Consider the following 14437-nt stretch of genomic DNA (forward strand, 5'->3'; position numbering starts at 1 on the left):
TTCGCCCGAATCTACAGGAATTAAAATGAGCGAAAGCTTTGCAGAACTCTTTGAAGAAAGCCTGAAAACCCTCAATCTTCAGCCGGGTGCCATCATCACCGGTATCGTTGTCGACATCGACGGCGACTGGGTTACCGTACACGCTGGCCTGAAGTCCGAGGGCGTCATCCCGCTCGAGCAGTTCTACAACGAAGCTGGCGAGCTGACCATCAAGGTCGGTGACGAAGTTCACGTTGCGCTGGACGCGGTCGAAGACGGCTTTGGCGAAACCAAGCTGTCCCGTGAAAAAGCCAAGCGCGCCGAGTGCTGGATTGTTCTGGAAGCAGCTTTCGCCGCCGAAGAAGTGGTCAAGGGCGTTATCAACGGTAAGGTTAAGGGCGGCTTCACTGTCGACGTTAACGGCATCCGTGCGTTCCTGCCGGGCTCCCTGGTTGATGTCCGCCCTGTGCGCGACACCACCCACCTGGAAGGCAAAGAGCTGGAATTCAAGGTCATCAAGCTGGACCAGAAGCGCAACAACGTTGTCGTTTCCCGTCGCAGCGTGCTGGAAGCCGAGAACAGCGCCGAGCGCGAAGCCCTGCTGGAAACCCTGCAGGAAGGCCAACAAGTCAAAGGTATCGTCAAGAACCTCACCGACTACGGCGCCTTCGTGGACCTGGGCGGTATCGACGGCCTGCTGCACATCACCGACATGGCTTGGAAGCGCATCAAGCACCCATCGGAAATCGTTAACGTTGGCGACGAAGTCGACGTACGCGTTCTGAAGTTCGACCGCGAGCGCAACCGCGTTTCGCTGGGTCTGAAGCAGATGGGCGAAGATCCGTGGGTAGCTATCACTGCCCGTTACCCAGAAGGTACTCGCGTACAGGCTCGCGTTACCAACCTGACCGACTACGGCTGCTTCGCTGAGCTGGAAGAAGGCGTTGAAGGTCTGGTACACGTTTCCGAAATGGACTGGACCAACAAGAACATCCACCCGTCGAAAGTCGTTCAGGTTGGCGACGAAGTGGAAGTCATGGTTCTGGACATCGACGAAGAGCGTCGTCGTATCTCCCTGGGCATCAAGCAGTGCAAGTCCAACCCATGGGAAGACTTCTCCGGCCAGTTCAACAAGGGTGACAAGATCACCGGTACCATCAAGTCGATCACCGACTTCGGTATCTTCATTGGTCTGGACGGCGGCATCGACGGCCTGGTTCACCTGTCCGACATCTCCTGGAACGAAACCGGCGAAGAAGCCGTACGTCGTTTCAAGAAGGGCGACGAGCTGGAAACCGTCATCCTGTCGGTTGACCCGGAGCGCGAGCGCATCTCCCTGGGCATCAAGCAGCTGGAAGACGATCCGTTCTCCAACTTCGTTGCTGTCAATGACAAGGGCGCTATCGTCAAGGGCATCGTGAAAGAAGTTGACGCCAAAGGCGCCATCGTCACTCTGGCCGACGACATCGAAGCTACTCTGAAAGCTTCCGAAATCAGCCGTGACCGCGTTGAAGACGCGCGTAACGTCCTGAAGGAAGGCGAAGAGATCGAAGCCAAGATCATCAGCGTTGACCGCAAGTCCCGCGTTATCAGCCTGTCGATCAAATCGAAAGACGACGCTGAAGAGCGCGAAGCCATCCAGAGCCTGAAAAACGCTCCGGAAGCGGCTGCCGACACCACCATGGCTGCGCTGCTGCGCGAAGCAATGGCCAAGCAGAACTGAGTTCTGTTTGATCGGTAAAAAAGGGCGACCCTCGGGTCGCCTTTTTTTATGCCTGTCGCGCAAGATGCAAGGTCCGAGAGGGTGTCGCATTACCTGTGGAAGCGGGTGGCGCAGGCATTACAAGGCATGCACGATCCCTGTAGGAGCGGGTTTACCCGCGAAGCAGGCGCCGCGGTGTATGGCACCGGCTGCGCCGGTGTTCGCGGGTGAACCCGCTCCCACCTGGGTGGCGCAGGCATGCAACGCATGTGGCATCTCTGCGGTGCAGCGCTCTTGCCCAGGCTTCCAAAAAGCTTACACGATACCTGTGGCAGCCGGCTTGCCGGCGATGAGGCCGGCCCTGCCAACCCCATCCAGCTAGACCATTCCTGTAAAACTTCAATCTTGAATTTTTTTATTAAGTCAAGAACCACCCTGTTCAAATCCTTCCCAGCGTGCTACAAACTGGTTAAGCAATGATCTAGCTGCTTGATAACGAAGGGAAAAATATGACGAAGTCGGAGCTGATCGAACGTATTGTCACCCATCAGGGGCTGCTCTCGTCCAAGGACGTGGAGCTGGCCATCAAGACCATGCTTGAGCAGATGTCACAATGCCTTGCCACCGGCGATCGCATCGAGATCCGCGGTTTTGGTAGCTTCTCGCTGCACTATCGCGCACCTCGTGTAGGCCGCAACCCTAAGACCGGCCAGTCGGTCAGCCTCGAAGGCAAGTTCGTGCCGCACTTCAAGCCCGGTAAAGAGTTGCGCGATCGGGTCAATGAAGAAGAGCATGAGGCCCACACCTGATTCCACAAGGAGCAATCTGATGCGTAACCTCAAGCGCGCCCTGGCGGCGGTATTCGTGCTGCTGTTGGCGGCTGTGGTGCTGTTCTTCGTGCTGGAGAACCAGCAAACCGTCTCGTTGGTACTGTTCGGTTGGGCCGCTCCGGCCATGCCGGTGGCCGTGCTGGTGCTGGCCGCCCTGGTCATTGGCCTGGCAGTCGGGCCGTTGCTGGGTGCCTACGGCGTGCAGCGAAGCAAACGCAAGATCAGGGCGTCTGCCCGGCAAGTTGCACTGAGCGGCAACTAAAGAAATATCCTACGCACTTTTAGGAAAGGCTCACCTATGCGTCAGTCGGCCGTCGTGGAGTAATAGCCCACTTCATTTTCGGCCAGGCGAGTGTGCGTAGCATGGAGTACCCCTGTCTTTCCCATCACGGTGGTACCCGGGGTGTCACCGGGTCCTGTCACCAACTGCACCTGGATCCGTCCACCAGCTTGCTGGTCGACTGCGGTCTGGAACAGGGTGCCGATGCAGCGCCAGGCGCGGAGCCCGCGCCGCTCGGCTTTGACGTGCAGGGCATCCAGGCCCTGGTCATCACCCATGTGCATCTCGATCACGTCGGCCGTATCCCGGCCCTGCTGGCCGCTGGCTACCGCGGCCCCATCCTGTGCAGTGAGCCGTCTGCCAGGTTGCTGCCGCTGGCACTGGAAGACGCCTACAAGCTGAGCATCAGCAGCGAGCCCGCCCAAGTGGCGAGGTACCTCGATTTCATACGCGGCCTTATCGTGCCCTTGCCTTTCGAGCAGTGGCATTCGCTGGTCGAACGCCCCGGTCTCGCCTGCCGCATTCGTCTGCAGCGCGCCGGCCATCTGCTGGGTTCGGCCTATGTCGAATGCGACGTACAGCATGAGCAGGCCAATACCCGCTACGTCTTCTCCGGCGACCTGGGTGCTTGTGGCAACCCCTTGCTGCGCCCGTTGCAGCCCCCGGAACGTGCCGACGTACTAGTGCTGGAAAGCACCTATGGGGACCGCCTGCACCCCCATGCAGGCGACCGTCGGCAGCGCTTGGAACACGCTATCGATCGCGCCCTGGCCGATAAGGGCACTATCCTCATTCCCGCGTTCAGCCTTGGCCGCACCCAGGAGCTGCTCTACGAGCTCGAAGACATTCTTCACCGCAAGGCTTTGCTGAACAAACCCGGCCCGGCCCCCGACGGCGACCCGCTCGACTGGTCGCAATTGCCCATCATCCTCGATTCACCCTTGGCCCAGCGCATCACCACGGCGTACCGGGAGCTGCACGATTACTGGAATGCCGAGGCCAGGGCCCGCCTTGCCGAAGGGCGCGACCCGCTCGGTTTCAGTCAACTGATCAGCGTGGACACCCACGCCCGCCATCAGCAGGTGGTCAATTACCTCAAGAGCACCGGGCGGCCAGCGATCGTGATTGCTGGCAACGGCATGTGCTCGGGTGGGCGCATTGTCAATTACCTCAAGGCCATGCTGGGGGATCCGCGGCATGAGGTGTTGTTTGTCGGCTATCAGGCCAAAGGTACGCCAGGGGCGGTGATTCAGGCCAGTGAAGGGGCAGAAGGCTTTGTGAAGATTGACCTTGACGGGGAGATGCATGAAATCCGCGCAAAGGTCATGACGCTGGGAGGGTATTCAGGGCATGCAGACCAAAAGGCGTTGGTCAATTTTGTTGAGGCAATAGCGCATGTTCCTGCAAGGGTGGTGTTAGTACACGGTGAGCAGCGTGCGAAAGTGGCTCTGCAGAGCGCTCTCAGGGCCCGCCTCGAACAGCGTAATCCAAGGCTGGAATTATTTATTCCTCAATAAATGGGCTGGCCACTGAACGTTGGCGACCACCGTTGTCTCATACCCCAACATCGGGTTTCGGAGGCGCCTGAAGCTGTTGCCAATATTGCCTTTGAACTGCCGGTTAGCCGCGCGGTCTCTTACGCCCCCGGGACAAGCTACACGAAAAAATCTCTGGTATTCTATAGGCCTGAGCTTGCCTCTTGTGCCTATGGATGGCCAAGAATTATCTCGCTGGGCGCGTACAGTTATCGCCGCTGCACCTGAACGCAGCGGCTGTCAGATATAAGACACATGTAGGTTTCCTGAGGTTTGAAACTTCAAGTGGCCGTTAAGGACTCGAATATGGAATTGATCCCGGTAATTTTATCCGGTGGCGTTGGTAGCCGTCTGTGGCCTGTGTCGCGTGAGGCTCATCCCAAGCCGTTCATGAACCTGCCAGACGGGCAGAACCTCATCCAGAAAACCTTCCTGCGCGCCGCCGATCTGAATGGTGTGGTTGAAATCCTCACGGTGACCAACCGCGAGCTGCTGTTCAAGACTGAGGACGAATATCGCACGATCAACAAGCACAACCTCAACCAGGGTTACATCCTTGAGCCATTCGGCCGCAATACTGCCGCCGCCGTGGCCGCTGCGGCGCTGCAACTGCTACAGTCCCATGGCCCTCAGGCACATATGCTCGTGCTGGCAGCCGACCACCTGATCCAGAACGAAGCGGCCTTCTCCGAAGCGGTGACCCAGGCCGTTCAGTTGGCCGAGCAGGGCTGGCTGGTCACTTTTGGCATCAAGCCCCAGTACCCTGAAACCGGCTTCGGATATATCGAAGCGGCAGCTGGCGGTGTGCTTGAAGGTGGGCTAAAGGTCGAGCGCTTCGTCGAAAAACCTGATGCTAAAACTGCCGAGTCCTATGTTGCCGCTGGCAACTATTTCTGGAACGCCGGCATGTTCTGCTTCCAGGTTGGCGCAGTGATCGAAGAGTTCAAGGCTCATGCGCCCGATGTGCTCGAAGCTGTCGAACGTACGCTTGAAGCCTCGCGCCGATCCACCTCCAAAGGTTATAGCTGCCTGGCCCTGGATGCCGAGAGCTTCGCCAACGTGCCGGACATCTCTATCGACTACGCCTTGATGGAGCGCTCACGCAAAGTGGCGACCATTCCATGCGATATCGGTTGGAGCGATATTGGCTCGTGGAATGCGGTCAGTGAACTGACCCCGCCGGACGCGTCTGGTAACCGCTTTGAAGGCGAAGTGATGGCCCACGGGGCACGTAACAACTATGTAAGCACCGAGGACCGCCTGGCTGCACTGGTAGGCGTGCAGGACTTGCTGGTAGTGGATACCCCAGATGCATTGCTCATTGCCCACAAAGATCATGCTCAGGACGTCAAGCATATCGTCAAGCGCTTGAAGAGCGATGGCCATGCCGCCCACCTGCTGCACCGGACCGTGCACCGTCCATGGGGTACATACACCACGCTGGAAGACGGAGACCGCTTCAAGATCAAGCGCATTGTGGTCAAGCCCAAGGCATCGCTGTCACTGCAGATGCACCACCACCGTAGTGAGCACTGGATTGTGGTCAGCGGTATGGCAGTGGTGGTCAATGACGACCAAGAGTTGATGCTCAACACCAATGAATCCACGTTCATTCGTGCGGGCCACAAGCACCGTTTGCAGAACCCAGGTGTAATCGACCTGGTGTTGATCGAAGTTCAAAGTGGCGACTACCTCGGCGAAGACGATATCGTCCGCTTCGAGGACAACTACGGTCGTTGCGACGCCTGAACCCAGGCCCTCCAGTCGGCCTCAAGCGCCTGATCAAGGCGCGGGGCCGATTTCATTCGGCAAATCTTTCGCCGATCATCCCCTTTCGAATGGCGTTCGCTTCAAGCGGCGCCGTATACAAGTGAGATGTATGCACCCACCCATCCAGACCCGCTGCTTCAAAGCCTACGACATTCGAGGCCAAGTGCCGGCTGACCTCAACGACGACATTGCCTATCGCATTGGCCGTGCCTTAGTGGCAGAGCTGGGCGGGCGCAGCTACGTGGTAGGCCGCGACATGCGCCTGGAAAGCCCCGGCCTGTCCCTGGCTCTGATGAAGGGGCTGACCGAAGGCGGTGCCGATGTGATTGACATCGGCCTATGCGGCACTGAAGAAGTCTATTTCGCTACCAGCCATTACCAGGCTGATGGCGGCATCATGGTGACTGCCAGCCATAACCCCAAAGGCTACAACGGCATGAAACTGGTTCGCGAGCAGTCGCGACCAATCAGTGGTGACACGGGCCTCGACGACATTCGCCAGCGAGTGGAAGCCGGTGACCTGGGGGCCGCAGCCCCATCCGCCGGCAGCGTGCGGCAGGCGTTCGACAAAGGCGCTTATATCGACCACTTGCTCACTTATGTCGACCTGTCTAGCCTCAAACCGTTGAAAGTACTGGCCGACCCAGGTAATGGCGCCGTCGGCCCTGTGCTGGAACTTCTCAAGGCGCGTCTGCCGTTGCACCTCACCATCATCAACGGTGAGCCCGATGGCAACTTCCCCAACGGCATCCCCAACCCGCTGCTGCCGGAAAACCGCGACCTCACGCGTCAGGCCGTGCTCGACACTGGCGCTGACATGGGTATTGCTTTCGACGGTGATTTCGACCGTTGCTTCTTCTTCGACAACCAAGGCCGCTTTATCGAGGGGTACTATGTGGTTGGTCTGTTGGCTGAAATGCTGCTGGCCAAGCACCCAGGCAGCAAAGTCATCCATGACCCGCGCTTGACCTGGAACACCATCGAACAGGTGCAGGCAGCTGGCGGTGTGGCGATCCAGAGCAAGACCGGTCACGCCTTCATCAAAGAACGCATGCGCGCCGAGGACGCCGTTTATGGCGGTGAAATGAGTGCTCACCATTACTTCCGCGATTTTGCCTACTGCGACAGCGGCAATATACCGTGGCTGTTGGTTGCTCAGTTAATGAGCGTGACCGGCAAAAGCCTGGCGCAACTGGTGGATGAGCGTATTGCGGCGTTCCCGTGCAGCGGCGAAATCAACTATGAAGTGGCGGATGTCAAAGGCACCATCGAGAAGATTCTTGCCCACTACCTGCCGCAAAATCCCAGCGTTGATCGTACCGACGGCATCAGTGTGGAGTTTGCCGATTGGCGTTTCAGCCTGCGTGGCTCCAATACCGAGCCGTTGCTACGCCTGAACGTCGAAAGCCGCGGCGATCAAGCAGTCGTGGACCGCCAGGTGGCGCAAATCGCGGGCCTAATCAGAGGTTAGTTATGTTTGGCATGATCAAGGGAGTATGGAGCTACCGAGGCTTCATCATCTCCTCCATCAAGAACGAATTCGTTTCACGCTTCGCACGTAGCAAGTTGGGCGGGCTTTGGATGATTATTCATCCCCTGGCCCAAGTGGCCATCTATGCGCTGATCCTGTCCAATGTACTGGCCGCCAAGCTGCCAGGCATCGACAATAAATACGCTTATGCCTTGTATCTGATGGCCGGCATTCTGGCCTGGAACCTGTTCGCCGAGATCGTCAGCCGGTGTCTGACGCTCTTCATCGAGCAGGGCAACATCATGAAGAAGATGCGCTTTCCGCGTATTACGCTACCGGTGATCGTGGTGGGCTCGTGTTTGCTGAACAATGTCTTGTTGTTCGCGGCGGTTATGCTTGTTTTCGCTTTGCTTGGCCACTACCCGACGCTGCAGATACTTTGGCTAATTCCGTTGGTCATGATCGTCGTCGCATTGAGCGTTGGTATTGGCCTGGTGTTGGGTATTCTCAATGTGTTTCTACGGGATGTTGGTCAGGTAGTACCCATCGTGCTGCAAGTGTTGTTCTGGTTCACCCCAATCGTTTACATGGTCAATGTGATACCTGAGCACTTGCGCGTCACCCTCAGCTTCAACCCCATGTACCCGGTTGTTACTGCGTATCATGATGTACTCGTCTTCGCCAAAGCTCCTGACTTGAGCCAGGCGGTTGTCATGATTGGGATTTCCTTCGGGCTATTGCTGCTTGGCCTGTTCCTGTTCCGTCGGTCCGTGCCCGAGATGGTGGATGTGCTATGAGCCTTTTGAGTGTCAGTGATGTAGGCAAGGCCTACAAAACGTACCGTTCGGAATGGCAGCGCATTGCCCACTGGTTCTTCTTGCCCTCCAAGGCAACCAGCGAGCACTGGGTGCTGAAACATATCAACTTTGCAATTGAGCCCGGCGAGGCCATTGGCATCATCGGGCAAAATGGTGCGGGCAAGTCCACATTGCTGAAGATGATCACCGGCACCTTGCAGCCGACTCAGGGACGGGTGCAGGTCAATGGCCGGATTGCCGCTATTCTGGAACTGGGCATGGGCTTCAACCCAGAACTCACTGGGCGTCAGAACGTCTATCACGCTGCCGGTCTGATGGGTTTCGATGCGCAGCAGATCAATGGTGCTATCGATGAAATCGAAGCCTTCGCCGAGATTGGCGAATACTTCGATGAGGCCGTGCGAACCTATTCCAGCGGTATGCAGATGCGCGTCGCGTTTGCCGTGGCGACTGCTTTCCGCCCGGAAATCCTCATTGTGGATGAGGCGCTGTCGGTGGGTGACAGTTACTTCCAGCACAAGAGTTTCGAGCGCATCCGTGAGTTCCAGCGCCTAGGCACATCGTTGTTGATCGTGTCGCATGACCGTGGCGCTATCCAATCGTTATGCAGCCGGGCACTGTTGTTGGAAAACGGTTCCATTATCAAAGATGGCCCGCCAGAGCAGGTCATGGATTATTACAATGCTCTGATTGCCGAAAAAGAAAACAGCACTGTGCAAGTCAAGCAACTGGCCGACGGCACGGTGCAAACCCAATCTGGCAGTGGCGAGGCAACTATCGGCGCGGTTGCCCTATACGATACTGCTGGGCAACCGGTCGAGTTTGTTGCGGTGGGTGACAAAGTTACGTTGAGCGTGCAGGTGGATGTACACGCGCCGATCCCTGAACTTGTCGTCGGCTATGTGATCAAGGATCGCTTGGGCCAGCATGTCTTTGGTACCAATACACACCACTTGGGCAAAGCCCTCAAGGCACTGACAGCTGGCGAGCAACTGGAGTATCGCTTCGATTTCGACATGAATCTTGGCCCTGGGTCCTATTCCGTGGCTGTTGCCTTGCATGCCAATGAGGTGCATATCGGCAGCAATTACGAATGGCGAGACCTTGCCCTGGTGTTCAACGTGGTCAATACCTCAAAGCCTCAATTTGTCGGCATGGCGTGGGTTCCAACAGCTGTGGAGTGCATTCGGTGAAAAAAACCTTCTATCGCGCTTTCGAGGACCGCTACCGTGGCTCCACGAAACTGATCACCGAGCGGCTGCAGGTGTACCTGCCGTTCCTTCATCCGCTGTTGGCGCTGGATGATGAGCATCGTGCGATTGACCTGGGCTGTGGTCGCGGGGAATGGCTGGGCGTACTGACCGAACAAGGCTTCAATGCGCTAGGCGTAGACCTGGATGATGGCATGTTGGAGCAATGCCGGGTTGAAGGCTATGCAGTTGAAAATGGCGACGCTGTAGCCAAGCTCAAATCGTTAGCCGATGCCAGCCACGTGCTGGTATCGGGGTTTCACATTGCTGAGCACGTCCCATTTCCAGTGTTGCAAGAGCTGGTAGGGCAAGCGCTTAGAGTACTCAAGCCAGGTGGGCTGCTGATTCTGGAAACCCCTAATGCCGAAAACCTTATGGTGGGGACCAATAGCTTTTACCTAGACCCCAGCCATGAAAAACCGATCCCCAACCTGCTACTGAGCTTCCTGGCGGAATACGAAGGCTTTGGTCGAACCAAACTCTTGCGTTTGCAAGAGCTTTCGCCATTACCCGCACGGGAAGACATACGGCTGCTGAATGTGCTTAGCGGTGTGAGCCCAGACTATGCGGTCATAGCCCAGAAAGAGGCGCCAGAGCATACACTCTCGGCCTTTGCCTGCGCGTTTGGCACTGAGTATGGGGTTACCCTTGAGGGCTTGGCTGAGCGTTACGAAGAAAGGCTAAGTACCAACTTCCAGGAAGTGGGCGAAAGAGTCGACAGCTGCAGCGCAACGCTTGAGCAAGTAAAGCAAGAGCTGAGCGAGCATCAAGCTGGCCTTTCGGGTTTGAGCCAGGAAGTTGAGGGGCATCGCACCGAACTGGATAGGCTCAAGCAGGTAGTTGACGACTTGAATAGTAGTCTGGCCGATGCTCATCAGCGTTTTGCCGAAGCAGACCGGCGTTTTGCCGAAGTAGACCAGCGTCTGGCGGCGACAGAAGCGTGGATCAAGCACAAACAGGCCAACTCAGTCGTAGGCATCTTGAAGCGCACAGCCAGGCCGGTTGCCGTGAAGATGATTCGATCGGTGCTTGGCAACCAGCTGCTTCGTCAAAACGCTAACCAGCTGTTGCGAAAATTCCCCAAACTGCACCATCAATTAAAGCTTTTCGCACAGCACCGGGGGTTGATTGGCGGCGGTGTGTTCACGCCATCCGGCACAGGCCACGTCGGGTTCCAGGCGGTGGATTACTCGCGTGTAAGTTTTGCCGTGTATCCCAAGGCGCCATTGCTGCCTGAGGCGTATTACCTTAAGGACGAGGCTGTCACGCCCGCGTTTGGGGCCGCCAGGATCACCGGGCATATCGAGGGCCACTACAGCTTGGCCATTGTGAACCGCGGCCTGGGCTTAGCGTTGTTCGACCTGCTTGAAGGTAAGCTCGCTTTCCAGCCATACCACGGCAAGGCTTACGACAATGTTATCGATATACCGGCCTTCCAGCAGCGGTTGATGCCTGCGGTCGGCCAGCGGTTTGATGAATCGTTGGAAGGGGAAGTGCTGTCGATTGTCCATCACTACCCCATGATCAAGGACTTACAGGGCTCTGGCATGCGCCTGGTCATCTTCTTCTGGGAAGAAACTGCAGTACCGTTCGATACCATCAGTTTCATCAACGAGAACTTCGACGGTGTTATCGTGGCGGCTTCTTTCGTCAAGAAAGTACTGCATGATTCCGGTTGCCAGGTACCCGTATTCATTTGCCCTGTAGGGGTAGACCACATCATTACCGATGTCGTGCCACCGATTACAGATATTCGCCCTGCTGCCGGGCAGCGGTTCCGCTTCTTGCATGTTTCATCAATGTTCGAGCGTAAAGGGCCAGACGTGCTGCTTGAGGCTTTTGTCGAAGCCTTCTCCAGTGCCGATAACGTCGAGCTTTACATCAAGACGTTCCCTAACCCGCATAATCGTGTCCATGAAATGATCGCCAACCTTACGGCCGACCGGCAAAACATGCCGTCGATCGTGGTTGATGAAAGCCCAATGGATGACCAAGGTATTATCGCGCTGTATCGCTCAGCCCATACCCTGGTACTGCCCACGCGTGGCGAAGGCTTCAACTTGCCTGCGGCCGAAGCGCTGGCAATGGGGTTGCCGGTGATCGTGACCGGCTTTGGCGCGCATGTTGATTTCTGCACGCTTGGCACTGCCGAGTTGCTGCCGTTCCTGTTTGCCAAGTCGGGCAGCCACCTGGGGGCGGCCAACTCTTGCTGGGTCGAGCCGGACAAGCATTCGTTGGCCCTCAAGATGGGCGAACTGCGCGGCAAAATCGTCGAAGGCGACAACGCACTCGAGCAGCGCCGGCGCCAAGGCATTGAACTGGTTCGTAGCATCTACACCTGGGAGCAGAGTGCGCGGGCGGTTTTGGCCAGTGCCAACTGGCTCAAACACGAAATGCCTGCGGCCGCCGCCCGCAAGACCAAACTGGTGGTGGTGTCCCCTTGGGCAACCAAATGCGGGATTGCTGAATACACGCAGGCATTGCTCAGCGAGTTCAAACAGGACGACTACGACATTCGCATCTACTGCGATGAGCGCACCACAGATACAACCTCCGAGGTCTATCAGCCTATCTGGAAGCTTTCTGACGCCAAATCGGTAGGCAAGGTATTGGCCAACGACGGCTGTGCCGCTGCGGATGTCGTTTTGGTTCAGCATCAGCCGAGCCTTTTCGCCCTCAATGATGAAGTTTGCGAGCGTTTGGCGCAGTTGCACGACCAAGGCAAGGTTGTGGTGCTTGAACTGCACTCTACACAGCCGCTGATTACCGACCACCGTCTCTCCGAAAGGGCTGTGCGTGCGCTGCACAAGCTTGACCGCATCATCGTGCACAAGCCAGAGGACCTGAACAACCTGCTGGTGCTGGGCTTGGCCGCCAACGTCATGATGATGGCGCATGGTGTTATCTCGCCGCTCACTGACGTGCAGCCAGCGGCTGTCCGCGATGAGTTAGGTATCGCTCAGGATGACCTGGTCATTTCGTGTTTCGGTTTCATTCTTGCGCACAAAGGTATCGATACGTTGATCGAGACCATCCTGCCGTTGGCGCAAGAAACAGGGCGCAACGTCCACATGCTCGGTTTGCACTCCATCCTCGATGCGCGTAGCGAGCAGACACTGGATGCCTATCGGGCAAGGGCGGTTGAGCTTGGTGTGGACGACAAGATTACCTGGGTTACCGATTTCCGCCCCATCAAGGAGTGCCTGCGCTTGATGAGCGCAGCGGACTATGTGATTTTCCCCTACAAGGAAACACAAGAAAGCGCCAGCGGTGCGGTAACGATCGGCATCACCACCCTCAAGCCCGTGCTGGTAAGCCCGATCCATATTTTCTCGGACATGGCTGAGGCGACCTTACAGATGTCGGGTAGCCACGCAGCGGATATTGTGGCGTCGATTGCCGAGCTCGAACGTAACCCAGACAAAGCCCAGGCATTGGTGGCGCAACAGGAACGCTGGATTGACGACCGCAGTTGGGAGCGGGTTTCTGCCCGCCTGGGGGCTACCGTTCAGGCGCTGTTGTTCGAAAACAATCACTTGGCCCCGGTTGTGGAAAAGCAGCGCCGGCTCAGCCCAGGCATCACCCAGGCAGCACCAAAGAAGTTGTTGGTCGATGTCTCTGAGCTGTACTTCCGGGATGCAAAGACCGGTATCCAGCGTGTGGTGAAGCGGGTAATCAACGAGTTCCAACGCGGCGAAGGTGTGGATTACCAGGTCGTTCCGGTATTCGGTGTTACCGGCAAAGGGTACCGCGTTGCCAGTGGTTTTCCAGGTTCTAGTGCGTATGTGGTCAGCCTGAACGAACGCCCGATCGAATACGCGGCGGGGGATGTGTTCCTGGGGCTGGACCTTAGCGCACATTTGTTCCCGGAGTTTGATGCAGAACTCGAACGCATGCGCCGCGCGGGCGTCAGTATCCACTTCGTGGTCTATGATCTGATCCCATTGTTGCACGCGAAATTTGCCTATCCTGGTATCGATGGAGCATTCACCAACTGGATGCGCTCTATCAGCCAGTATGCCGATGGCGTTGTAGCGATTTCCGCTGCCGTGGCTGCTGACGTTAAAGTATGGTTGCAGCAGCATGGCGGTGGGCGCGTGATGCCGTCCATCAGCCATTTCCACTTGGGGGCTGACATCGAAGACGTTCAAGGCCAAGGTGGTGCGTCGTTGGAAGATGCCTTCATTGCCCAATTAAAAGCGGTGCCCACGTTCCTGATGGTAGGCACGCTCGAGCCGCGCAAAGGCCATGCACAGACATTGGCTGCGTTCGATGTGTTGTGGTCGCAAGGTGTCGAGGTGAATCTGGTGCTGGTAGGCAAGGAGGGCTGGGCCGTTGAGCACTTGGTCCAGGACCTGCGCGCGCACCCACAGCTAGGCAAGCGCTTATTCTGGCTGCAAGGCTTGAGCGATGCCGACCTGACCGAACTTTACAGTGCCAGCGGTGCGTTGATTGCCGCATCAGAGGCCGAAGGCTTCGGCTTGCCGTTGATTGAAGCTGCGCAGCACAAACTGCCCATCATTGCGCGCGACATCCCCGTGTTCCGCGAGGTGGCGGGGGAGTATGCCTACTACTTCCAGGCTGGGGCAGCGGATGAACTGGCGCACGCCATCAAGCAATGGCTGGAGCTATTCGAACAAGGTACCCAGCCGCTGTCGGATGAGATGCTTTGGTTACATTGGAGTGAAAGTGCAGCTGAACTCAAACGCCTAGTGTTGGGCGTACCGGAAAGTACTGAGTTGAAGCACGAGGAGCCCGCTCAAGCGCACTGATAGCGCCACCCGGCCACCCATGAACCCTGC

At 57.2% G+C, this 14437-nt stretch carries 9 protein-coding genes; all 9 read left to right on the forward strand.

The window, feature by feature from the left end; all coding sequences use genetic code 11:
• Window positions 1-25: 25 nt before the first annotated feature.
• The 9 genes from rpsA to NY023_RS07335 all read left to right on the forward strand — a co-directional run bounded on the left by rpsA (window position 26) and on the right by NY023_RS07335 (window position 14407).
• Window positions 26-1702, forward strand: coding sequence for a 30S ribosomal protein S1 (rpsA, locus tag NY023_RS07295; protein ID WP_003252673.1), 1677 nt, complete (start codon window positions 26-28; stop codon window positions 1700-1702).
• 488 nt (window positions 1703-2190) lie between these two features.
• Entirely contained in the window at window positions 2191-2490 is a 300-nt protein-coding gene (gene ihfB / locus NY023_RS07300) for an integration host factor subunit beta (protein ID WP_013971456.1), read from the forward strand.
• Between the two features lie 19 nt (window positions 2491-2509).
• Window positions 2510-2773 carry a lipopolysaccharide assembly protein LapA domain-containing protein gene (locus NY023_RS07305; RefSeq protein ID WP_013971457.1) on the forward strand — a complete coding sequence of 88 codons (264 nt, stop codon included), beginning with the start codon at window positions 2510-2512 and terminating at the stop codon, window positions 2771-2773.
• A 188-nt stretch (window positions 2774-2961) separates the two neighbouring features.
• Entirely contained in the window at window positions 2962-4308 is a 1347-nt protein-coding gene (locus NY023_RS07310; RefSeq protein ID WP_013971458.1) for an MBL fold metallo-hydrolase RNA specificity domain-containing protein, read from the forward strand.
• A gap of 324 nt (window positions 4309-4632) precedes the next feature.
• A complete protein-coding gene (locus tag NY023_RS07315; RefSeq protein WP_013971459.1) occupies window positions 4633-6075 on the forward strand; it encodes a mannose-1-phosphate guanylyltransferase/mannose-6-phosphate isomerase in 1443 nt (480 codons plus the stop codon).
• A gap of 130 nt (window positions 6076-6205) precedes the next feature.
• Window positions 6206-7567 (forward strand): phosphomannomutase/phosphoglucomutase, encoded by a 1362-nt coding sequence (locus tag NY023_RS07320; protein ID WP_013971460.1) that lies wholly within the window; start codon window positions 6206-6208, stop codon window positions 7565-7567.
• A gap of 2 nt (window positions 7568-7569) precedes the next feature.
• Entirely contained in the window at window positions 7570-8364 is a 795-nt protein-coding gene (locus tag NY023_RS07325) for an ABC transporter permease (RefSeq protein WP_013971461.1), read from the forward strand.
• Window positions 8361-9578 (forward strand): ABC transporter ATP-binding protein, encoded by a 1218-nt coding sequence (locus NY023_RS07330; protein ID WP_013971462.1) that lies wholly within the window; start codon window positions 8361-8363, stop codon window positions 9576-9578. Before NY023_RS07325 ends, NY023_RS07330 begins: the two co-directional genes overlap by 4 nt.
• Window positions 9575-14407 carry a glycosyltransferase gene (locus tag NY023_RS07335; RefSeq protein WP_044046907.1) on the forward strand — a complete coding sequence of 1611 codons (4833 nt, stop codon included), beginning with the start codon at window positions 9575-9577 and terminating at the stop codon, window positions 14405-14407. Before NY023_RS07330 ends, NY023_RS07335 begins: the two co-directional genes overlap by 4 nt.
• The last annotated feature ends 30 nt before the right edge of the window (window positions 14408-14437 follow it).

Origin of the sequence: Pseudomonas sp. NBB (genome assembly GCF_032701105.1) — a bacterium.
Classification (GTDB): domain Bacteria; phylum Pseudomonadota; class Gammaproteobacteria; order Pseudomonadales; family Pseudomonadaceae; genus Aquipseudomonas; species Aquipseudomonas asiatica.